The 20631-nt window shown below is 43.0% G+C and carries 21 protein-coding genes; 7 read left to right on the top strand and 14 right to left on the bottom strand.

Annotated elements, in window-relative coordinates:
• Positions 1 to 373: 373 nt before the first annotated feature.
• The 3 genes from IFO66_RS12940 to IFO66_RS12950 all read right to left on the bottom strand — a co-directional run bounded on the left by IFO66_RS12940 (position 374) and on the right by IFO66_RS12950 (position 2497).
• On the bottom strand, positions 374 to 697 hold the full coding sequence (locus IFO66_RS12940; protein WP_192025544.1) for a hypothetical protein: 324 nt from the start codon (positions 695 to 697) through the stop codon (positions 374 to 376).
• Complete coding sequence (locus tag IFO66_RS12945; RefSeq protein ID WP_192025545.1) at positions 687 to 1892, bottom strand: ArsA family ATPase; 1206 nt, start codon at positions 1890 to 1892, stop codon at positions 687 to 689. Before IFO66_RS12945 ends, IFO66_RS12940 begins: the two co-directional genes overlap by 11 nt.
• Positions 1893 to 2017: 125 nt before the next feature.
• Positions 2018 to 2497 carry a MarR family winged helix-turn-helix transcriptional regulator gene (locus tag IFO66_RS12950; RefSeq protein ID WP_337913006.1) on the bottom strand — a complete coding sequence of 160 codons (480 nt, stop codon included), beginning with the start codon at positions 2495 to 2497 and terminating at the stop codon, positions 2018 to 2020.
• A gap of 299 nt (positions 2498 to 2796) precedes the next feature.
• Between IFO66_RS12950 and IFO66_RS12955 the strand changes: the two genes are divergently transcribed.
• Complete coding sequence (locus IFO66_RS12955) at positions 2797 to 3780, top strand: zinc metalloprotease (RefSeq protein WP_192025546.1); 984 nt, start codon at positions 2797 to 2799, stop codon at positions 3778 to 3780.
• 124 nt (positions 3781 to 3904) lie between these two features.
• Here the strand turns inward: IFO66_RS12955 and IFO66_RS12960 are convergent, their stop codons facing one another.
• The 5 genes from IFO66_RS12960 to IFO66_RS12980 all read right to left on the bottom strand — a co-directional run bounded on the left by IFO66_RS12960 (position 3905) and on the right by IFO66_RS12980 (position 7920).
• Positions 3905 to 4117 carry a hypothetical protein gene (locus IFO66_RS12960; RefSeq protein ID WP_192025547.1) on the bottom strand — a complete coding sequence of 71 codons (213 nt, stop codon included), beginning with the start codon at positions 4115 to 4117 and terminating at the stop codon, positions 3905 to 3907.
• Positions 4118 to 4180: 63 nt separating this feature from the next.
• Positions 4181 to 4678 (bottom strand): hypothetical protein, encoded by a 498-nt coding sequence (locus tag IFO66_RS12965; RefSeq protein ID WP_192025548.1) that lies wholly within the window; start codon positions 4676 to 4678, stop codon positions 4181 to 4183.
• A 275-nt stretch (positions 4679 to 4953) separates the two neighbouring features.
• Positions 4954 to 5406, bottom strand: a complete 453-nt coding sequence (locus tag IFO66_RS12970) for a GNAT family N-acetyltransferase (RefSeq protein WP_192025549.1) — start codon at positions 5404 to 5406, stop codon at positions 4954 to 4956.
• A 44-nt stretch (positions 5407 to 5450) separates the two neighbouring features.
• Positions 5451 to 6923 carry a protein adenylyltransferase SelO gene (locus IFO66_RS12975; RefSeq protein WP_192025550.1) on the bottom strand — a complete coding sequence of 491 codons (1473 nt, stop codon included), beginning with the start codon at positions 6921 to 6923 and terminating at the stop codon, positions 5451 to 5453.
• 187 nt (positions 6924 to 7110) lie between these two features.
• Positions 7111 to 7920 (bottom strand): helix-turn-helix domain-containing protein, encoded by an 810-nt coding sequence (locus IFO66_RS12980; protein WP_192025551.1) that lies wholly within the window; start codon positions 7918 to 7920, stop codon positions 7111 to 7113.
• Positions 7921 to 8058: 138 nt separating this feature from the next.
• On the opposite strand from IFO66_RS12980, the gene IFO66_RS12985 reads away from it, so the two are divergent.
• Positions 8059 to 8508: an SRPBCC family protein gene (locus IFO66_RS12985; protein WP_192025552.1), complete on the top strand. Its 450-nt coding sequence runs from the start codon at positions 8059 to 8061 to the stop codon at positions 8506 to 8508.
• Positions 8509 to 8661: 153 nt separating this feature from the next.
• Here the strand turns inward: IFO66_RS12985 and IFO66_RS12990 are convergent, their stop codons facing one another.
• Entirely contained in the window at positions 8662 to 9384 is a 723-nt protein-coding gene (locus tag IFO66_RS12990; protein WP_192025553.1) for a stalk domain-containing protein, read from the bottom strand.
• Between the two features lie 539 nt (positions 9385 to 9923).
• Here IFO66_RS12990 and hpaB point away from each other — a divergent pair.
• Positions 9924 to 11408, top strand: a complete 1485-nt coding sequence (gene hpaB / locus IFO66_RS12995; RefSeq protein ID WP_192025554.1) for a 4-hydroxyphenylacetate 3-monooxygenase, oxygenase component — start codon at positions 9924 to 9926, stop codon at positions 11406 to 11408.
• Between the two features lie 506 nt (positions 11409 to 11914).
• On the opposite strand, the gene IFO66_RS13000 is transcribed toward hpaB, so the two are convergent.
• Both IFO66_RS13000 and IFO66_RS13005 read right to left on the bottom strand, forming a co-directional pair.
• Positions 11915 to 12763, bottom strand: coding sequence for an ABC transporter permease (locus IFO66_RS13000; RefSeq protein WP_192025555.1), 849 nt, complete (start codon positions 12761 to 12763; stop codon positions 11915 to 11917).
• Positions 12764 to 12795: 32 nt separating this feature from the next.
• Positions 12796 to 13566, bottom strand: a complete 771-nt coding sequence (locus IFO66_RS13005; RefSeq protein ID WP_192025556.1) for an ABC transporter ATP-binding protein — start codon at positions 13564 to 13566, stop codon at positions 12796 to 12798.
• 452 nt (positions 13567 to 14018) lie between these two features.
• Between IFO66_RS13005 and IFO66_RS13010 the strand changes: the two genes are divergently transcribed.
• Both IFO66_RS13010 and IFO66_RS13015 read left to right on the top strand, forming a co-directional pair.
• On the top strand, positions 14019 to 14951 hold the full coding sequence (locus IFO66_RS13010; protein ID WP_192025557.1) for a TauD/TfdA dioxygenase family protein: 933 nt from the start codon (positions 14019 to 14021) through the stop codon (positions 14949 to 14951).
• A gap of 69 nt (positions 14952 to 15020) precedes the next feature.
• Positions 15021 to 16043, top strand: coding sequence for an aliphatic sulfonate ABC transporter substrate-binding protein (locus tag IFO66_RS13015; protein ID WP_192025558.1), 1023 nt, complete (start codon positions 15021 to 15023; stop codon positions 16041 to 16043).
• 318 nt (positions 16044 to 16361) lie between these two features.
• Here IFO66_RS13015 and IFO66_RS13020 read toward each other — a convergent pair whose 3' ends face one another.
• From IFO66_RS13020 to IFO66_RS13030, 3 genes are all read right to left on the bottom strand, one after another.
• On the bottom strand, positions 16362 to 16877 hold the full coding sequence (locus tag IFO66_RS13020; protein ID WP_192025559.1) for an arsinothricin resistance N-acetyltransferase ArsN1 family A: 516 nt from the start codon (positions 16875 to 16877) through the stop codon (positions 16362 to 16364).
• Between the two features lie 25 nt (positions 16878 to 16902).
• Positions 16903 to 18279 carry an NAD(P)-binding domain-containing protein gene (locus IFO66_RS13025; RefSeq protein ID WP_192025560.1) on the bottom strand — a complete coding sequence of 459 codons (1377 nt, stop codon included), beginning with the start codon at positions 18277 to 18279 and terminating at the stop codon, positions 16903 to 16905.
• A gap of 101 nt (positions 18280 to 18380) precedes the next feature.
• A complete protein-coding gene (locus IFO66_RS13030) occupies positions 18381 to 18728 on the bottom strand; it encodes an ArsR/SmtB family transcription factor (protein WP_192025561.1) in 348 nt (115 codons plus the stop codon).
• A 301-nt stretch (positions 18729 to 19029) separates the two neighbouring features.
• On the opposite strand from IFO66_RS13030, the gene IFO66_RS13035 reads away from it, so the two are divergent.
• A complete protein-coding gene (locus IFO66_RS13035) occupies positions 19030 to 19314 on the top strand; it encodes an ArsR/SmtB family transcription factor (protein WP_192025624.1) in 285 nt (94 codons plus the stop codon).
• A gap of 14 nt (positions 19315 to 19328) precedes the next feature.
• Positions 19329 to 20621, top strand: coding sequence for an arsenic transporter (locus tag IFO66_RS13040; RefSeq protein ID WP_192025562.1), 1293 nt, complete (start codon positions 19329 to 19331; stop codon positions 20619 to 20621).
• Positions 20622 to 20631: the final 10 nt, after the last annotated feature.

Below are 20631 nucleotides of genomic sequence, written 5' to 3' on the forward strand. Positions count from 1 at the left end.
ATATGATATTGAGTCATAAATAGTACCTCCTCTGAATGGGTCTGCATAACTTCATTCTAGACGAGGCTCTATTTCATGGCTCTTTTTTTGTTCACCATTTTACACAATTATACGGACTCAACTGCTTAAACGACCTGAAGTGGGAAAATAACTGCACTTTCGCAACAATGATTACAAATCGGCTATTTACATACTAAATACATGCATTTTTGCAGGAAATGAATGGTGTGCTAGTTGAATCCGTATACTTGTGTAAAATGGTGATGACTTCTACAATATATCTCGTTTGATCTCACTATTTTCAGCATCCTAACCTGTTATCTCTGAAAACAGAAGTATGCGACGTGCCCCTATGAACGAAAGCGGTATTTAATTAATCCGTAATCTCGATGCTAGCACTGCTACTGCGTTGATAGTACCCGCCTTCTTGACTAGCTTTGCCTCTATTGCATTGATTTCGCTGACTACTTTGATTAGCCTTGGTCTGTTGGGTGTAAGCATCCTTTCCTTCATCAGCACTGCCCAAGTTATCGATGACAGCATCCAACAAAGAGCGAGCCCCAAGCAATGCTTCTTTTTTCATTGTACGAAAATGAACTTGTGCGTTACTTGGCATACGAGGCAAATAGCTTTCTTTGAATGCCTCATGTATCGCATACAAATGATCTACCAGTAAAATGGCGTCATCACGCTTCATTGCCAAGTCCCCTTTCCTGTTCAGGTGAACGTTCACCGAACTGTATCGACAGTTTCTCGTCCATAAAGCGAGCGCCTGCGATTGAACGGCCAAACAATGCTCTCGGCAGCAGCACCTTCCTTTTATATGGACCCGCTTGCACCGTAAGTTCATCTCCTTTTTGGCTGAGCTGGAGATCTTCTTTATGCATAAACGGCAACATCAAATCTAAATAGTAGACATCATTTTCTTTACGAATTTCTTGTACTTTTCCTAAATGCAGTACAGCTCCAGCATCCAACTCGCCAAATGCCTGTTCGCTAATTTGTTGGAGCATCGATTGACCAACGACTTCGGATTTCATTAATGGAATACGCAAGATAGGCAAAGGACTGAAGCTGTTCTGTATTTCTTCTTCGTACTTCGCATGAATCCCACGCCATTCATCCCAATAGCCTACAGCGGCCTCTTCTGGAAGAACGCGATTTACGATAACTGCATCTGTATTAAACCCGAATAAATTCAAGTAGGTAAAGGCTCTTCTCGCTTCTGACACGACCATCTTCTCAGGGATCATCACCAACCTTACCGAAGTAATAGCTGGATCGAGAATCAGCTTATGCAGTTCTTCCAGTTCGTGAACGAACGATTCGATATTGTTCATGACTTTGTCGTCGGGTAGTTCCAGCCCTCCGGTCACAAGCTTGGCAACAGGGCGTGCAAGCTTAATGAGTCTGCGTTCATAAGGGAAAATCTTCTCCATCCACCAGCTCATCACATTCGGATAACTTAACAGGCGAAGCGTTTCCCCAGTCGGAGCACAGTCTACGATAATGATGTCATAGTTGCCACTATCAGCGTGACGCTTGATTTGCAGCAAACTGAACAGCTCCTCCATACCCGGAAATACAAGCATTTCTTCGGTAGATACATCATTGAGCTTGGCCCAATTCATCATTCCCGTTAACCAGCTTTGTACGGCTCCCCAATGTTTTTCGGTCTCACGCACACTATCCACTTCAAGTCCCCACAGCCTTTCTGCAACTTGGACAGGTTCACTGCCTAGCTGCATATCAAGCGAATCGGACAAACTATGTGCCGCATCTGTACTCAGTACTAACGTACGATACCCTTCTGCAGCTAACTTTACAGCCGTAGCTGCTGCCACACTCGTTTTACCTACTCCGCCTTTACCGGTATATAGCAATATTCTCATCACATAAACCTCCATCTCGTCGTTTAATGCTGACTTCTGTATCATCTAAGGTGAGGTTGCTTTATGTTTCGTTTTACTACGATATCGTAGTAAATACGCAAAAAAATTTAACAAATCAACAGCCGCTAATCTTCTATTTGTATTTTGTGCAACGACTTTGCTGGTCTAACTTTCTCTTCCTTACTATTTTGCTGCAACGCCCTTCCAACTTTTAGAGCCAACGTCACAAATTGCTCCAGTTCATCAGCAGTCAAAGCACTCTGTACTCGTTCTAAGGAACTTTCTAGTATAGTCTTAGCCTGCGATGCCAACTGTTTCCCTTCGGAAGTAAGCCGAACAAGAATAATTCGCTGATCTCGCTCGGATTGATTACGTGCAATCAGCCCCTTGCGAACAAGCCGCTTCGCCAAACTCGTAATCGTACTAAGTGGAGCACCCAAATGTTCTGCCAGCTCCGACATCGTCAGCTCCTCATAATAATCAAGCAGTACGAGCGCAGATAGTTCTGAGCTGTTTACCGATTGCTCCAGCTCTCGTGCCTCTGGCATCCAGTTTAAAGGCCGCAATCCGTTCTTAACGAACAGATCCAGCAATTGTTCTATCACAGTGCAGTTCCTCCAGTATGACGATGTACTTCTTGTTTCTCATTTTAATACGATATCGTATTAAATAGCAATCTTTATTTACCTATAATTAGGATTTATTTCTCTTCATCCACTTTGACACAAATCGTGACATTACAATCGGATGTAAATATGGTATAATTAAGTTCTTCTAGAACAAGATGTTAATCAACATCTTCCACCCATTGACTGATCCTGAGGCGTCTAGTAGCTCTAGTCCAACATCTATTGTCATTACTATCTTCTTTATCTCCACATTTCAATGGAAAGAAGGGATAGGTATGAATGAACCACATGCTAAGCATCCAACAACAGACCTGCCGTTAAGGAGAACATGCGCCACCTTACATGTCCATCAGCAACTATTAGCACAGTCTGAGCATTATGCACAACAACGTCAACGAATTGAAGCCGGTTATCTTCAAAATGTCATGCTTGCGCGTGTCGAACAACGTGATGTGATAAGCATCCCTGTTGTTGTACATGTACTCTGGAATAAGCCAGAACAGAACATTTCAGACGAACAGATTGCTAGCCAAATGATCGTGCTCAATCAAGATTTCCGTAAACAAAACCCGGATATTTCTCAAGTTCCGCCTGTCTGGGAAGATACCGCAGAAGATGCCGACATTGAGTTTCATTTAGCGACCGTCGATCCAGAAGGGCTACCTACGACAGGAATTACTCGAACTCACACCTCCAAAGAACAATTCTCAGCCTTTGAAGATGATGTCAAAACAAGTGCTACAGGTGGTATTGACGCTTGGCCATCCGATCAATATTTGAACATATGGGTGTGCGCATTAAGCTATGGTTTGCTTGGCTATGCACAATTCCCAGGAGGACCTGCTCATACAGATGGAGTCGTCGTTACGTATAAAGCATTCGGAACAACAGGGACCGCAGAAGCACCTTTTAATCTAGGTAGAACCCTTACCCATGAAGTGGGACACTGGCTCGATCTTCGCCATATATGGGGAGATGACGGTATGGAACCGGGCACCGAATGTACAGGTACCGATCATGTCGATGACACGCCCAACCAAGACGGCCCTAACTTTGGCACTCCAAGCTTCCCCCAGATCTCCTGCAATAATGGCCCGGATGGAGATATGTTCATGAACTTTATGGACTACGTAAATGATTCGGCGATGGTTATGTTTACGGATGAACAAGTAGAACGTATGCACGCTTGCTTGCAAGGCCCGAGATCGTCTTTCTTGTCTTCCCCTAATTTTCCTGAATCTAAAGAGCTGCTTCTTTAACATATACAACCAAACCAAATCATTCAATTTTCGCAACCAAAACAGCCTGCTATCCTCGAAGAGGAGGCAGGCTTTCATTCATTTTCACACTACTACGCTACTATGTACTTCCTCATCAACTAGCTTATTCGTAGCGTTTTCCGCCATACACAACATAGCCTACTGGACGATGTGCATAATACAGCACCGCATCATCTGGACTTTCGATAATCGGATCTAGCGTATTCTTATCCAAATAGACGCCTTTGATTTCAACATAGAGCCACACGTAACGTATTCCATTCAGAACGAAAAGAATGTTTATCGATAACATTTTTGTCCTAATTCCCTTTTCCATTCACTTCAAACACCCTACGTTTCATCTTTTACGCTCGCCTAAATCCTATTAACTTCTGTGAAATCAATCCTTTAAACGAGTTAATTCACTCCATGTGCAGCTTGTACTTGTACTGATATCGAAGTTTCTATTCAGGTTTTTCTCAATATTCGGGAAGTAATCGCTGTACTTGTTATCCTTGTGCCTACTAGGAGCCATGAGATGACAAGTTAGATGTAGGGTGACACGGCATCCTGCTTGCGGCACTTCATTAGCGTATAACAGCACCGACCATTCTGTCTCGGTCTCTAGTTCTGGGGATTCATAGCTTCTAGTTGGCACACCTCTTCCTAACTGGAAAGCAATATCTGTCCCTCCACTCCAACCGCGCATACCGTCCGCATCTTGAAAGCCCAAATCTATTACGCTGGCCCCCTCTCCCAATGCGTCTACCTTTATCTCTATATGAAGTCGTTCTGTGGCAGATGACATGTTAAATGGCATTTCTAACACGAGTCCCTTATCTTCCATCTGTATCAATCGTTCCATAACCATGGTTTTTTTACGTGGATGTTGATTCATTGTGGCGATTAGCTCCCTTGAGGTTCACAACAGCATATTCTATATCTCTTATATCGGTTTATTAGTTCATATGTTTAAGTACTGATATATAGTAACTTGAATATATTAATGCAATGTCAACGGAATGTTGATTTTGTGTAAAATATTCCCGATATTCGTAAAAGAATTTCGGCTACTCGGGTGCTGATATGCGTAAATATAAAAACGACCGCTCTCAGAAATATACTGAGCAGCGGCCGCAGCCATATCATGTTTCATGTTATCCGTTTATACAACTATAAATCCTGGCTCAAACGTATCATATCCCTGCAAGGAATCCCATTCTCAATAATCTCCTCAGGATAGTGTCTCACAAAGAAGTCAATGTCCACGCCAACCATTCGGAAGCCACATTTCTGATATAACGCCAATTGTCCTACACTTGAATTGCCTGTACCGATCTCGATTGTCTTATAGCCTTGCTCTCTTGCTTGAACAATTGCGTGATTGACGATCTGCTTCCCTATTCCTTGTCCGTGAAGATCTTCGTGTACCGCCACATTTACCAGCTCTACCGTTTCTGGCCTTGTAGGCAGCAGCACATAAACAGCCACGATGCTACCTTCTATTTCAGCCACGTAACATTGCCCTCGCTGTACATATTCTGTCACGATCGATTCAGAAGGGTCTGCCAGCAGCAGCAAGTCCATAGGAGGATGTTCTTGCGCGCTCAGCTTACGAATGTCCATTGTGTTTCTCCTCATTAAGTAATGATAATACTCCTAACGAATACTTACGTACCACAGAACGTTTGATAAGGACAAGCATCTGCCGGAGGTGGCGAAATATACTCAACTTGCTCTTCCGAATACGTAAAAGGATTCGCAAGAACATGCAACAATCGTTCCACAACTGTGAGATCCCCTTGTACCGCCGCGTCCAAAGCCTCCTCCACACGATGATTGCGTGGAATCATTGCAGGATTGCTGTTCTTCATTAATTGCTGCGAATCAGCAATCGATTGCTTCTGTCTGCCCAATCTCGCCTGCCAACGTTCATGCCACTCCGCATATTCCACTGAGTCAAACAACGCCCCAGCTTCTCGTTGTCCCAACGTTAAAGCACGGAACGTATTTGTATAATCCACATCGTATTTTTTCATCATGCTGAGAAGACCTTCAATTAAGGATGAATCCTCTAACTCCTCATTGAAAATACCAAGCTTGGCTCTCATCCCCTCAAGCCAATTCACATGATACAGCTCAATAAAGTCTGCGATCGCATCTTCTGCCATTGCAACCGCCTGCTCTTCATCGTCATGGATAAGCGGCAACAGCGCTTCCGCCAATCTCGCTAAATTCCATGCCCCGATACGTGGCTGATTACCGTAAGCATAGCGACCGTCCCTGTCGATTGAGCTGAATACGGTAGCTGGATCATAACGATCCATAAAAGCACACGGGCCATAATCAATCGTTTCACCACTAATCGCCATATTATCCGTATTCATTACCCCGTGTATAAAGCCAACGAGCTGCCATTTCGCAATCAATGCAGCCTGACGCTTTATTACTTCATGCAGCAACGCTAAATAGCGGTTTTCATGGTCGTAAATGCCCGGATAGTGTCTTTGAATGCTATAATCAGCCAGCGCACGAATATCTTCAACCGTCCCGAATTGGGCTGCATATTGAAACGTGCCAACACGGATATGACTGGCACCTATGCGAGTCAATACTGCACCTGGCAACTCCGTTTCGCGGTAGATGGGCTCTCCCGTAGTAACTACCGCTAAACTGCGGGTAGTAGCAATCCCCAGCGCATACATTGCTTCACTAATGATATACTCCCGCAGCATCGGACCAAGCGCTGCTCGCCCATCCCCACCGCGCGAATAAGGTGTACGACCAGATCCTTTCAACTGTATATCAAATCGTTCACCATGAGGAGTAATGTGTTCCCCGATGAGCAGCGCACGCCCGTCTCCTAATCTATTAAAATATCCAAATTGATGGCCCGCATAGGCTTGAGCCAATGGAGTAGCTCCAGCAGGTATTTGATTACCAGCAAACACGGCCAGCCCCTCTTCGCTGTTCAACGTACTTGCGTTCAATCCTAAAGACGCTGCCAGCGGAGAGTTGAATAGGATCATTTCTGGTGCACGCACAGGCGTAGGTTGTTGTTCTGTAAAAAATAGTTGCGGAAGGCGTACGTAACTGTTATCGAACTCCCAGCCCGGCTCTATCATTTCGTTGTTCTCTATCATCGTATCTCCTTTATCAATTGTGGCTTATGTAGATCAGTTTCTTTCGTATAATCCTTGGTATTTGTAATGCTCAACTTCGTATATAATATGTCTTCCTTTATTCGTTATCAACGTTTGTAAGTTGGGTTAGTGTTTGCTGCTATCCCTTTATTATACGCTTTTGATGGTGTGCATCTACATGATCGAGCTATACCTTACGTACATAGTCTTCAGGTGAGCGCCCTATGATCGCCTTAAAGTCTCGTATAAAATGAGACTGATCATAATACCCAAGGTCAAGTGAAAACTTCGACCAGTCCGTTGCTTCCCCCTGCTCCATAGAAGCAGCCGCTTCATGAAGCCGATATCGTTGTATGACCCATTTTGGAGAAACACCGACATAACGATCAAATAAACGTTGCAGTTTGCGAATATGCATGCCTGTTCGCTGCACAACATCGTCTACTTTCATCATTGAACGATCGGCTTGAATGTTAGCCACCAGCTCACTTACGAGTAACATATCTGAATCAATTCCAGGGAGTCTCTCTATCACCGCTGCCAACCTCGATTCCACCAGCTGTACGGCTGATTCTAGCGATTCCATTGCAAAAATAGCAGCCCGGAGTGAAGAGTCATCCTCCCCGAAAACATCTTCGAAAGAAATCGAGTGATCCGTCAGCTCAGAAATGGGCTTATGCCAAAAAGGATAAAAGCCACCAGGCTTAAACTTCACTCCTACAACCCAGCCATGATCCTCAATTAAACGCGTAGAGGTGGTTCTAGAAACGCCGTATATGCGAGCTATATCTCGCTCAACGATAAGATTCACATTAGGATGGGACAGTACTTGTTGAAGATACGGAGCTGTTTCGCGTACGTCCCACTGAACCACCCAATAATGCTGCACAAAGGGGCTTAATTTAGGAGAAGGCTGAAATCTTGTGAGTGCATACGTCTGCTCTCCTATTTTGGAATGAAGAATACCCTTTGGTAATTGCCCACGAATGATTTCCAATGTGCGTTCCTCCTAACAAGATGATCATCGCCTATGAAACAAACCTGTCGCGTTTTTACAATACGAGCTGTTGAACCTCATTATATAATTTCCACACAAAATGAACAAAGCAAATCAAGTATTCGGAGGGATTGCGTAATGGATCTTACATTTGACTTCTACATTGGAGCAGCACCTGAGAAGGTGTGGCAAATACTCCTTTCAGATGAAGGCGTTAAACAAACTTTCTTCGGATGTACGCTTCAATCTACATTCGAAATTGGCAGTGACTATGCCTATGTGGGACCGGGCAACGACGGGGATGAAACCGTACATGTGTATGGGAAAATACTAGTCTTTGAACCAAATCGTACGTTTAGTTATACTGAACACGCTGGCCCTTCATACCGTGCAAATCATGCAGATTTAGAGACACGAGTAACCTTTACATTGGAGCCAGTGGGAGCGTGTACTAAACTGACTCTCGTTCATGATCATTGGCCTGTAGATCACCCGTCGCATACCAATTCCCAGCAGCACTGGCCTATGATTTTGAGTAATATTAAATCGTATGCGGAGACTGGAAAAACATTGGATTTTGGGTTCTAGAATCTCGCTTAAGAATACTATCAATTAATACAATGTATAATGAATACTAAATCTAGCAAGCCGATAGCATGTTTCTAGCGTACGTCTCTACGATCTTATCCGCAGCGTAACACAAAAAGGCCGCTGATAATTCAGCGACCTTTTCTAGCTGTTCTATTTCGTGAAAACGGGATTGAACAATCCTATTTTATCACTATTATGTGCCTCTCCTTGAAGCTTCACTTGCAATTTCAGAACATTTTTCAGATCGATTTCAATATCTTTAGGGAAATCGCCTGCTTTGATCTTTTCCGTATATAGAACGTTATCATCGCCTAGAATTGTTACCGTTAGTGTAGATTTTGTACTTTTATTATCATCTGTCAAGCCAACTTTACTCTTAAAACTTTTAACTTTTCCGTTTAGCGGGAATTCAATAGTTTGCCATGCATCTTCTTTAGAAAGGAAAGCTGTGGTCAGTGTCAAATAGTTCGAGTATTCATTGCCTACATTGTCCTTTATTGCACTGTTTGCATTATAAGCGTAAGAATAATGATTACGATCATATCCAGATTGAGCATTCATATGTTTAATATCGCGATCAAAGTACAGCTCGTTCTTACCTTCTGTCTCGCCGATATGTACCGTCTTCGTGCTACCATCCCATTTTACTTGTTGTTCTAGAGCTTTAGCGACAAATGCAAGTGGAACATAGGTTGTTCCGTTATATAGAAACGGCTTGTCTTCCGCTGGCATTTTGGATACTTTATTAATTTTGATATCGTTAACACAATAAAATACTTCAATCATTTTACCGCTTGCTGCAAACGCAGTAGCACCCGTAATCAATGATCCAACCGTCAAACCAATTACTAAGCCTTTAAATTTGTCCTTCATCTCTTTCTAATCCCTTTTTATCGATAACATATAGAAAACATTGTTAAATATATCAGGAGTTAGTATGAAATTCCAAACATATATTGGAACAGATAGTACGATATAACTAGAGTCTATAGGAAATTATACTCACTTCACTGAGATCTTGTACGATTGAAGGTAGCTTATGTAAACCGATACGGAACATCCTTTAGGCGAAATATAGCAAATTACAGGAAATAAAATGAGTGACAATAGGCTCTAACGAAATAGACGTTTGCTCGTTTGGCAAAAGAATGATGCCAGTACCGTTAACCGATTCTGCCTCTAGGAAATGAAATAGCTCTTGAGAGCCGACATCTGTATACCGAATCCGTATATTCAAGCATTATTGTTGGTTGCGAAATTCCGCCAAGATATTCTTTATCATTGGAGTCTCCGAAGCTTGCGGATAGTTGTACCTATTAACCCAGCTGCCAGCAGTCAAAAATCATTAGGCGCCCATATCCAATTTTTCCGAACCGCGTACACTATATATAAAAGTTTCAGGAGATGGTTATATGCCAATAAAAGACGGCAAGCAGTATGTCGAGCGTCTCGACGCATCGAAAGCCAGCGTCTGGATTCAAGGAAATAAAGTTACTGTCCCCGTGTCGAGCCACCCTGCGTTTGCCGGACTCATCTCTACTCAGGCTGAATTGTACGATATGCAAGGTCAATCAACATTACAAAAGGATATGACTTATAAATCACCGACAACAGGAGATCCGGTAGGAATGTCGTTTCTCATTCCTAAGTCGAAGTCAGACCTAAAGAAACGAAGAAAAATGATTGGACGTTGGGCCGACGTTCATCATGGATTCCTCGGTCGTTCCCCGGATTATATGAATACGACAATGATGGCGTTCGGCGCAGCGGCGGAGCTGTTGTCCGAGATTGATCCATCATATACCGCAAACATGAAAGCTTACTATGAATATTGCCGAGAAAACGACATTACATTGTCTCACGCTTTCATATTGCCTCATAAGGCAAGGTTAAGAACTTTGCCAGAAACGCATGAGCTGCCAGATGCGCCGACGGTTGTCGAAAACACGAAGGAAGGCTTGATCGTAAATGGCGCGTTTTTGCTCGCAACACAAGGGGTTACGGCTGAGGAAATATTGGTGTACCCGACACCGCTACCTTCGCCTCACAAAGAAAATCCATATGCCTTCGGTTTCGCCATTCCTAATAATTTGCCCGGCGTCAAATTTATTTGCCGAGAAAGCTTCGCCGCCGGAACATCGCGGTACGATTATCCGTTAAGCTCACGCTTTGAGGAAATGGATACGCTAGTTGTGCTTGATCATGTGCTTGTACCGCATGATCGGGTATTTACGTATGGCGATGCGCGGATAATGTCCCGTTTTTTCGAAAAAAGCCATTTTCATACGCATGTAGGACACCAGGTGTTGTGCCGCGTTATTGCGAAGACCGAATTTTTTCTTGGGACGATTGAATTAATAATAGATACGTTAGGCTTGCGCACATACACCCAGATTATTGAAAAAGCAGCGGAGGTGATCGCTACGCTAGAGTCGCTAAAGGGGCTACTCGTCGCTTCCGAAGCAAACGCGCGGCTGGATCAATGGGGTTCCATGCTGCCGGATTCCAGACCACTGTATGCTGCTAACTACTTGTTTCCGAAGTTGTTTCCTAAGATGATGGAAATCGTACAACTGCTAGGCGCGAGCAGCATCATTATGATTCCAAGCGAGCAAGATTTCGCATCCGAAGCGGCCGGAGATATCAACCGTTATTTGAGGGGCATCAACCTGGAGGCAAAGCGGAATGTAGGCCTATTCCGGCTCGTCTGGGAACTAAGCACAAGCTCGTTCGCCGGACGGCAAAGCTTATATGAACGGTTTTTTTTCGGCGATGCCATTAAAGTGGCTAACCGGTTGTATCACGGATATACGAATAAGGATGCATATGCCGCGAAGGTTGACAATTTTTTATCTGACTCCATAACAAAGAATTCATCTCAGGAACGATTTCGCTGAATTTTAATGCTTTAACGAACACGGACGAACTCAGACTTTCCTGAATAAATCAATTTCATTTCATGAATGCTCTTTCTGTTGATAGATATTTGACAATGTACCGCGATAGATACCTATCTTCAAAGTCTCGTAGTTTGAAGGAAGCTAGAGACGAGGAAGATAAGGAAAATGAACTAGGGAGGTTTTAGGACCTTGTAATCCAACCTCTAACGGTCGCCCTTGACGTTATTAATGCGAGTTCGTTCAATTTCAAATTTTAATGGTCGTGAGCGCACTTATTTTAGCATTGATAGTAAATGATATCGATACCACAAACAAATAAGCTCACTGGCAACCGTTACATTTCAAAATGAGTAAATCGCCATCAAATAGCCACTGTGACGACCGTTAGTATTAATGATAGAATCCCATCCATATTTACTAAATAACCGCACAAAAATACTCCCTTCTAGTAGCAAATAAAAGGGAGCTTCCGTGCGCTTTTTTGTTACCTCTATTACCTCCACTTACCCTTTATAATTATCCTGCCAATGCAGCAGCCGGCTCTCTAGCACTCTCACCAACGAATCCGACAACTTCCCTACCGCTGCAAACAGTAAAATACCTAGAAAAATCACTTCCGTGCGCATAAACGAGCGAGCTTCTTGAATCAGATAACCGATTCCTGCATCTGCCCCCATTAGCTCAGCCACAACCAAGCACATCCACGCGATACTTAACGAGAGCCGCAAGCCAAGCAGCACATTGGGCAGCGCAGATGGAAGAACGAGCTTCGTCACTTGCTGGACGCGACTGAACTCAAGCACCCGCGTGACATCGAACAGCTTGCTATCGACGTTCCTAGCCCCCAGAAAAGTATTCACATACATCGGGAAAAATGCACCCAATGAGATAAGCAGCACCTTCGACAACTCACCAAACCCAAACCACAAAATAAACAATGGCGTGATCGCTAGCAGCGGAATGGCGCGCAGCATTTGCACGGTGGGATTAATATACTGCTCTGCCCGCTGAAACATCCCTACGAATAGACCAATGAATAGACCGCTAACACCGCCAATTGTGAAGCCTAATAGTGCTCGGACAATACTAATCTTTAAATGATGAAATAGTTCTCCTGAGGAAATCATTTCGATAAAAGTTTGAAAAATGAGCGATGGCGGTGGAAACAATTGCGACGGAATGATCTCATTGGTGCTAAGAATCTGCCAAGTTAAGAGAACAGAAACTGGCAGCAAGGCTCCACGCAAAATTGAAAGATTGAGCTTAGCTTTCTTCTCCTTTTTGCTGCTCCACGACGGACGGTGAGAAATCGGGTTTGCGGCGGGAATAGCATGGTTAGATGTTTTGCTCATCGATATCGACGCTCCATTCCATTCTTCTGAAGTTATATTTGCCAATCCTGTTTATCGACTGTTTCATGCTCCAACAGAGCGATGAGCTTCGCCCTTAGCTCTTGAAAAGCTTTGCCTGAGCGCTTGCGTGGGTAAGGCAGATCAATAGGGATGTTTGCCTTAATTCTTCCGGGTTTTGTATCCAGCACAATAACCCGATTTGATAAAAATAACGACTCATCGATATCATGAGTGACTAGCACCATAGTTGTGCGATTGCTTCTCCAAATATCTAGCAAGGCCTCCTGCATGTGATTACGGGTAAAGGCATCTAAAGCACCAAATGGCTCATCCAACAATAGCACCTTTGGACTCCGCAGCAGTGCCCGTGCGATGGCAACTCGCTGTGACATACCGCCTGATAGCTGCTTCGGATAACTCTTTTCAAAGCCATTCAACTTTACGAGCGAGATTAGCTCATCTACTTTTTGTCTAATGGAAGCATCCTTTAACGAAAGCTCAGCCGCTATATTTTGCTCCACCGTCAACCATGGGAACAAGCGATGTTCTTGAAAAATAAAACCTTTTTCTTGAGAAGGAGCTTTCACTGGTTCACCCGCGAGCAGCACTTCCCCCGTATAATCCACATCTAGACCGGCAATGATTTTGAGCAGTGTGCTTTTGCCACACCCGCTCGGTCCAATTAACGTTATAAATTCACCTGTTTTAATCGTTAAATGAATATGATCCAGAACATGCGTCGTTGTATCAGCGGAATAAAATGTTTTATTTAACTCCGATAATTCCAGCATTGCATTTGACATAATCCGCTTCCTCCCCTTCTTATCAAAAATAAAAAGAGACCCACCAACGGTACAGCCTAATTTCAGGCTTGCTCGTTGATGAATCTCTAGATGTCTAGTCGATTCGGTAACTATTTCATTCCAATCGTATAGGGCCAGTTCGTTTCAGGAGATTTTAGCATCGCCCTATCCCACTGTCAATATCCTTGTATTATAATCGGATTAATTTGAATTAACGATTGACACACCTCGATCCAGTTGGTATCATTTCCCTATTCAAATATAGACTGGCTAATTAGTTACGTAGTGAACTGAAAACGATACGAGCGATGAATCCACTGGACGACCAGAGATTCAACGTACATGTTGACCAACATGTATGTTGGATCTTTTTTTGTTTTCCACACTTCGTATTACGAATTAAAAAGTCCAATTCGTCTGTTACCTACTATTAACGATCAGGAGTGATGATGATGACACAACAAATCGATATTATTGAAACGTTATCCAGAGACTACCTTCCTGAAAGAAATAAAATATCCGGTGCCCGTAAGCTGCATCGTCTGCCAGAAGGACAGGAAAGCCCTCCGTATAACCTGTTTCAGCTTAAGCCGCTCGGTCCGCTAATTGGTGCAGAGATTGAAGGAATTGATTTTAGAACTCCCCTGCTACCCGAAGTAAAAGCAGAGATAAACCGTGCCTTGCTTGAGTGGAAGGTGCTCTTCTTCCGCAATCAGGACATTACAAGCGAGCAACATGTTGCATTTGCGAAACAATGGGGCGATTTGGAATCCCATCCTTTCTTGCCGCAAGGCGATCAGGAAGCAATAGCTCGGTTTGCGAAAGATGAGAAAGTAACTGGGATGGAAAATATATGGCATACCGATGTCACATGGCGTCTCAACCCTGCGCTTGGTGCCGTGCTCCGGATGGTCGAAGCCCCTACATATGGCGGAGATACACTGTGGGCAGATACAGCCGCTGCCTACGATAATTTGCCGGATGATATTAAGGAGAGGATTGATGGGCTCACAGCCATACATGATTTCACGCCGACATTCGGGCGTCGCCTTTCTCCAGATTTGTTAGTCATTAAACAAGACGAATATCCTGCTGCTGAACATCCAATTGTACGCACCCACCCAGAAACAGGCCGTAAAACGTTATTCGTCAATGCAGCGTTCACCATTCGCATTGTTGGATTAGAGCCTGAAGAAAGCGAACAGCTGCTCCAATATTTATTTCAGCAGGCACATACACCTGAATATCAAATTCGTTATAAATGGCAAGCAAATACGATTGCATTTTGGGATAACCGAGCGACACAGCATTATGCCGTATCGGACTATTTCCCGAATCGTCGCGTTGTTGAAAGAGTCTCCATTGTAGGCGACATACCATATTAAACGCTTATTAAACGTATAGAACTTTTCATGTAATATGTCATGTGAGAAACGGAAACGGAGATGCCGCCTATGAAAAAATCTAAGCAAACGAAAGCTGCTTATGTCATCAGTTTCGCAGTGCTTCTTCTTATACTCGCGGCTGGCTGCTCAGATACCGGCGGCAATAAGGCTAGTTCTACAGCTGCTGATGGTGTAGCAGCTAAGGAAAAAATCAAGGTCAATGTAGCGATCAATGGGAGCCTCAACGCGCTTGTCATTTTAAAAAATAAGGGCTGGTTGGAAGAGGAATTTAAAGCATTGAATGCAGAAGTCGTATGGAGTGAGTTCTCTAGTGGCCCTCCTATACTCGAATCATTGTCTGCGAAACGTGTGGATCTATCTCTACTAGGAGATGGAGCAACCATTAGCGGAGCATCGGCTGGGCTGCCTTTTCAAGTTATCGCCTTGCTATCCAAAGGAGCCAAGTTTAACGCCATACTCGTTCCACCAGATAGCCCCATTCAAAGCGTTAAAGACTTGAAAGGAAAGAAAGTTGGACTCGCCAAAGGTACAACGGCACACGTCTATCTTCTAAAAGTGCTCGCTACATACGGTCTATCTATCGATGATGTCGAACTTATTAACTTGCAGCCAGACGATGGCGCAGCAGCGTTTGCCAGCGGACAATTGGATGCGTGGGGAACTTGGGACCCCCATATTACGAATTTAACCAAAACGAATAAGGCGCGTACGATCGCATGGGACGAAGACAACATATTGGCCCCTTCCTCCTTGATCGGCCGCACCGAGTTTCTTAACGAGCATCCCAAAGTCGTTACTACTTTCTTGAAGTCTTACAAGAGAGCTATTGACTGGATGAATACTAATCAAGAAGAAACAGCTGCAATCTTCGCGGATCGAGTAAAAATACCAAAAGATATCATGAAATCTCTCGTTGCGAATTTATCATTTACCGTGTCTGGATACACAAACGAAGCCTTGCAAGCTCAGCAGCAATCTGCTGATCAATTGCTAGAGCATGGCTTTATTAAGAAGAAGCTCGATTTCCAGTCCGTTGTAAATAATGAATGGATTGAAAAGGTTGCTAAATAAATTGCAGCCCTTCCCCACTCTACCTTCATTCACCCTCCCCATTAAGGTAGACAATTGACTAACCCCTCATTAAACAGCCAACTGCCGCCCCCATCGGTAGTTGGTTGATTATTATATTGAACGATATCTGAGTTATCTTTTAAAATTAGTAGATATTGTAGAATCGAAATGATGCAGAATCAGGCATCGGTCAGTTTCCAGTGGGCAATTCAGCTCTACAGTTCTCTACTAACTCCAACTTTTTTTGAAATACATATCATATATTTCAAAAAATTCTTTAATGAGAATTTGCGGCCATGCTTCATAAGATGCTTTTTTTTAGATCTGCAAATTATTTGGAAACAACTTCTCAACAATTACAACATCAAGCCATTTACCATCTAGTTGACTATGCTTTTCATACACGCCAACTTCTCTGAAACCCAAACTATTACACAACTGTCGGCTCCCTATATTGTAGTCAAAGATACGCGAAAGCAGTTTCCAGTAATGAAGCTTCTCACATTCCTCTATAAGTGCGCCTAGAAGTTGCTTGCCTATTCCTTTTCCTCTGTAATTCTGGTGAATGTAAATCGAGAATTCCCCTACGCCTTTATAGCATGCTCTTGTTTCACGGTATGAGGAAACATAAGCTGTGCCCACTATTACATTATCGCTAACGCCAACTAAAATAGGATATTGATTCCCTGAGTCCTCAATCCACTTCACTCTGTTTTCAATCGTTTTCGGTTCGCTCTCAAATGTCGAGTTTCGCTCATGAACAATATTATAGTTATAAATATCGGCTAATTCAGCTGCGTCCTCTATCGTGGCTCTTCGTACCTCGATCTTCATAATGCTTCCCCTTCCCATGGGATGATCAACAGCAGGATGATGATTGGTTCTTGCTTTCATTTGGATTAACTGTACAGCAAGTACTTTCAATCGGTTTTTCTCGGTCGGATTCCTCTGTCTCACAGCAGCTTTCTTCACGGGAAAGACTTAAGTTACATACTCCTGTTTCCGGCAGTTCTAATTCCACCTTTTCAGCGGCTTCCCAGTCACCTGTAAGAGCGGCCACAATAGACCTAACCTGCTCGTAGCCAGTTGTCATCAGAAACGTTGGTGCGCGACCATAGCTTTTCGATCCAACGATGTAAAAGTTCTGTTCAGGTTGACGCAATTCCTTCTCTCCATGCGGCCTTACGGTACCACAACTATGAAGATTAGGGTCAATCAATGGAGCGATTGCACCAACACTCTCAATTGCAGAATCGATATCCGTTCTGACTTCACGAAGAAAGCTCATATCCGGGCGAGATCCCGTATTACTAATAACTTCATCGATTGAATCAATTTGGATGATCTGACCGTTACTATATCCAACTACATGAATCTGACCTCTTGATTTTTCGAAGTTCTCAATCATGAAGGATGGGTACACATGTACTTTGCTGGAACGGACAAGATTCTCCAAACGTATACCGAGCTCTCCACGTACACGAAGACTGTCCTTTTCTTGCCCTCCGTACACTTCGTTTACTTGGGATTTGCGAATGATCCAAGAGATGGTTGTATCTGGCTCCTGTTCCTTAAGCTTTTCAAGATCTAATAGTGCATTGATCGCAGAATGTCCACTTCCAACAACAAGTACGTGTTTACCAGCATAACGTTCTCTTTGCTGACCGACTACATCAGGGATTCCGTAAATGATTTGATCTTTCAGTGCGAGCTCGTTCTCCGTCCATATCCCATTGGAAACAGCAGGATTAGGAGTTGCCCAAGTGCCAGATGCATCAATGACAGCCTTTGCTTCAAACGCTTTTCTTTCACCATTTTCCGTAACATGTAGTAGAAATGGCAGTTGAACACGTCCGGCTGTCTTAACTTTACTTAAGCCTTTACGACTTACGGCAGTAACTTTTGCATAAACGTGGATATGTGGGTTCATGATCGGCAGATTAGAAAGTGGAGCAAGGTACTGCTCTACTAGCTCACCACCAGTTGGAATATCAGTAAGAATCGGTGTCTTCCAACCACTTTCCTCAAGTAACAGTTTAGCTGCTTTATCTATATTAAATTGCCATGGAGAGAATAGACGTACATGACTCCATCGCTGGATATTTCCTGCTATCTCATTGGATGCCTCAAATAAAATGAAAGATTCCCCTTTAGAAAGCAAGTGAGCTGCTGCCGCCAGACCTACAGGACCTCCACCAATGATTGCTACTGGCAATGCACTACAACATTTATTCATGATTCAGACCCTCCATGCTCGTATTGTTTATTTCGTGCACTTTTTAACTTCCAGATACTATTAATCAATTTTTTTTGATTAATTATGTAAAATAAAAGCGATTAGCAACAATCGCCTGAATTAACATCATTTAAACGAAAAATACAGCATAGCTCTGGCGAAAGAAGATTGTTAACTTCCACTTGGTTAAGTTCGTAGTAACTCCAGGTACCTTTCGTTTCTTTCCGAATCAAACCAGCATCCAGTAAGATTTTCAAATGATACGACAGTTTAGACTGCTGCATATCGAAAATATCAGCAAGATCACACACACATGTATTTCCTCTCTGTGTGAGCTCATACATAATCTGCAGTCGTTTTTGATCGGCAAGTGCTTTGAACTTGGCCTCGTATTTAGCGAAATCGACTGTCGATGATTGTTGTTGTACAATGGAAAGCTCTTTAACCATCCTCTTTTCTCCTCTCTTTTAATATACAATTCATCAATTTTTTTTGATTTATGTTTGGTATCATAACATCCAATTTTTATTTAAGTCAACATTTAATCAATTTTATTTGATTAATATAATCAATCGTAACTTCACATGCTCATATATAAGCAATCACTAATATAATCATTTACTTATATAATGATCTGTGTATAATAATCTCTGGATTAAGATTACCCGAATTGTAAGAACCTTAACGTCCAATTTTATTGTGAAAGGAGTGTCTATTGTGACAGAAACGACGGATTCTCTTGTTGAGACGATGAAACTGTTAGCTGATAAAACACGATTGACCATTCTTGCCCTGCTAAAAGAGAAAGAAATGTGTGTTTGTGATATCGTCGATATTTTGCAAACGACACAGCCTAATATTAGTCAGCATTTGAAAAAGCTTAAAAATGGTGGGCTTGTGATAGAAACTAGGCGTAGTCAGTGGATTTACTATTCGTTGAATATGGATGATAAGCCGCATTTACACGGTATTCTTGAAGAATTGCCTTCCATGAAAGAGCAACTAAATAAATTTAATCCTAACTGTTGTAAGTAAACAAGGAGGAACACATGTTAGTAATTGCATCTCTTATTTTTATGATTACACTTATTTTCGTTATCTGGCAGCCTAAAGGGCTAAACATCGGATATTCTGCTGCTGGTGGTGCTGCCTTAGCTCTGCTATTTGGCGTCGTCACCTTTCAGGATGTGTGGGATGTTACCGACATCGTATGGAATGCAACACTCGCCTTTGTTGCTATTATTCTCATTTCTCTTATTCTGGACGAGATCGGTTTCTTTGAATGGGCTGCCCTTCATATGGCGCGTATAGCTAAAGGAAACGGTCATCTAATGTTTACGTATGTTGTTTTGTTAGGAGCTGCTGTGGCTGCCTTTTTTGCAAACGATGGAGCGGCTCTTATTCTGACACCGATCGTCCTTGCTATGGTCAGAGCTCTCAAATTTGACGACAAAATGATTCTACCGTTCATTATGGCTAGTGGATTTATCTCGGATACCGCATCATTACCACTTATCGTTAGTAACTTGGTTAATATCGTATCGGCTGATTTCTTTGGCATTGGATTCGCTGAATATGCGAGTCGAATGATTGTTCCAACTTTCTTTTCTATTGCAGGAAGCTTGCTCGTCCTGTTTCTTGTATTTCACAAGAGCATCCCGAAAACGTATGATCGAAGTCAGCTGAAGCAACCAAAGGAAGCCATTAAAGATATGCGGATGTTCAAGCTTTCTTGGATTGTATTATCCGTATTATTGATGGCCTATATGGTTAGTGAATTCATACACATTCCCGTATCCATCATTGCTGGATTAGCAGCTATCGCATTCCTCTTCTTTGCTCGAAGCAGTAAGGACATTCAAACGGGAGCGGTCATTAAAGGAGCTCCATGGTCTGTTGTCGTCTTTTCTATAGGCATGTACGTCGTCGTGTATGGCCTGCGTAACGTAGGACTCACAGAAGAGCTCGGTAAAGTGTTTCAGTGGATGGCCGATCAAGGGCTCTTTGTCGCGACAGTAGGCTCCGGATTTATCGCAGCTATCCTCTCTTCTATTATGAATAACATGCCGACGGTTATGATCGATGCGCTGGCTATTCAGGGGACAGATACGCAAGGTGTGCTGCGTGAAGCACTCATTTATGCCAATGTCATAGGCTCGGATCTAGGTCCAAAAATTACACCTATCGGTTCACTTGCTACGCTATTGTGGCTTCATGTACTCGATAAGAAGAATGTAAAAATCACATGGGCTTATTACTTCAAAGTAGGAATCGTATTAACGGTACCCGTGTTATTCATTACGTTAACAGGACTATATTTGTGGCTTAGCCTCATTCATTAGTAATCATTAG

The organism is Paenibacillus arenosi (assembly GCF_014841135.1).
GTDB lineage: Bacteria > Bacillota > Bacilli > Paenibacillales > Paenibacillaceae > Paenibacillus_B > Paenibacillus_B arenosi.

Bases quoted from the DNA above. Each gene is read 5' to 3' on its own strand.
- IFO66_RS12940 (WP_192025544.1), bottom strand. From the start codon at position 697: ATGAAGCGTGATGACGCCATTTTACTGGTAGATCATTTGTATGCGATA.
- IFO66_RS12955 (WP_192025546.1), top strand. From the start codon at position 2,797: ATGAATGAACCACATGCTAAGCATCCAACAACAGACCTGCCGTTAAGG.
- IFO66_RS13020 (WP_192025559.1), bottom strand. From the start codon at position 16,877: ATGAAGATCGAGGTACGAAGAGCCACGATAGAGGACGCAGCTGAATTA.
- IFO66_RS13035 (WP_192025624.1), top strand. From the start codon at position 19,030: ATGAAACTGTTAGCTGATAAAACACGATTGACCATTCTTGCCCTGCTA.
- IFO66_RS12975 (WP_192025550.1), bottom strand. From the start codon at position 6,923: ATGATAGAGAACAACGAAATGATAGAGCCGGGCTGGGAGTTCGATAAC.
- IFO66_RS12970 (WP_192025549.1), bottom strand. From the start codon at position 5,406: ATGGACATTCGTAAGCTGAGCGCGCAAGAACATCCTCCTATGGACTTG.
- IFO66_RS12990 (WP_192025553.1), bottom strand. From the start codon at position 9,384: ATGAAGGACAAATTTAAAGGCTTAGTAATTGGTTTGACGGTTGGATCA.
- hpaB (WP_192025554.1), top strand. From the start codon at position 9,924: ATGCCAATAAAAGACGGCAAGCAGTATGTCGAGCGTCTCGACGCATCG.
- IFO66_RS12960 (WP_192025547.1), bottom strand. From the start codon at position 4,117: ATGGAAAAGGGAATTAGGACAAAAATGTTATCGATAAACATTCTTTTC.
- IFO66_RS13040 (WP_192025562.1), top strand. From the start codon at position 19,329: ATGTTAGTAATTGCATCTCTTATTTTTATGATTACACTTATTTTCGTT.
- IFO66_RS13010 (WP_192025557.1), top strand. From the start codon at position 14,019: ATGACACAACAAATCGATATTATTGAAACGTTATCCAGAGACTACCTT.
- IFO66_RS12965 (WP_192025548.1), bottom strand. From the start codon at position 4,678: ATGAATCAACATCCACGTAAAAAAACCATGGTTATGGAACGATTGATA.
- IFO66_RS12945 (WP_192025545.1), bottom strand. From the start codon at position 1,892: ATGAGAATATTGCTATATACCGGTAAAGGCGGAGTAGGTAAAACGAGT.
- IFO66_RS13000 (WP_192025555.1), bottom strand. From the start codon at position 12,763: ATGAGCAAAACATCTAACCATGCTATTCCCGCCGCAAACCCGATTTCT.
- IFO66_RS13030 (WP_192025561.1), bottom strand. From the start codon at position 18,728: ATGGTTAAAGAGCTTTCCATTGTACAACAACAATCATCGACAGTCGAT.
- IFO66_RS13015 (WP_192025558.1), top strand. From the start codon at position 15,021: ATGAAAAAATCTAAGCAAACGAAAGCTGCTTATGTCATCAGTTTCGCA.
- IFO66_RS13005 (WP_192025556.1), bottom strand. From the start codon at position 13,566: ATGTCAAATGCAATGCTGGAATTATCGGAGTTAAATAAAACATTTTAT.
- IFO66_RS12985 (WP_192025552.1), top strand. From the start codon at position 8,059: ATGGATCTTACATTTGACTTCTACATTGGAGCAGCACCTGAGAAGGTG.
- IFO66_RS13025 (WP_192025560.1), bottom strand. From the start codon at position 18,279: ATGAATAAATGTTGTAGTGCATTGCCAGTAGCAATCATTGGTGGAGGT.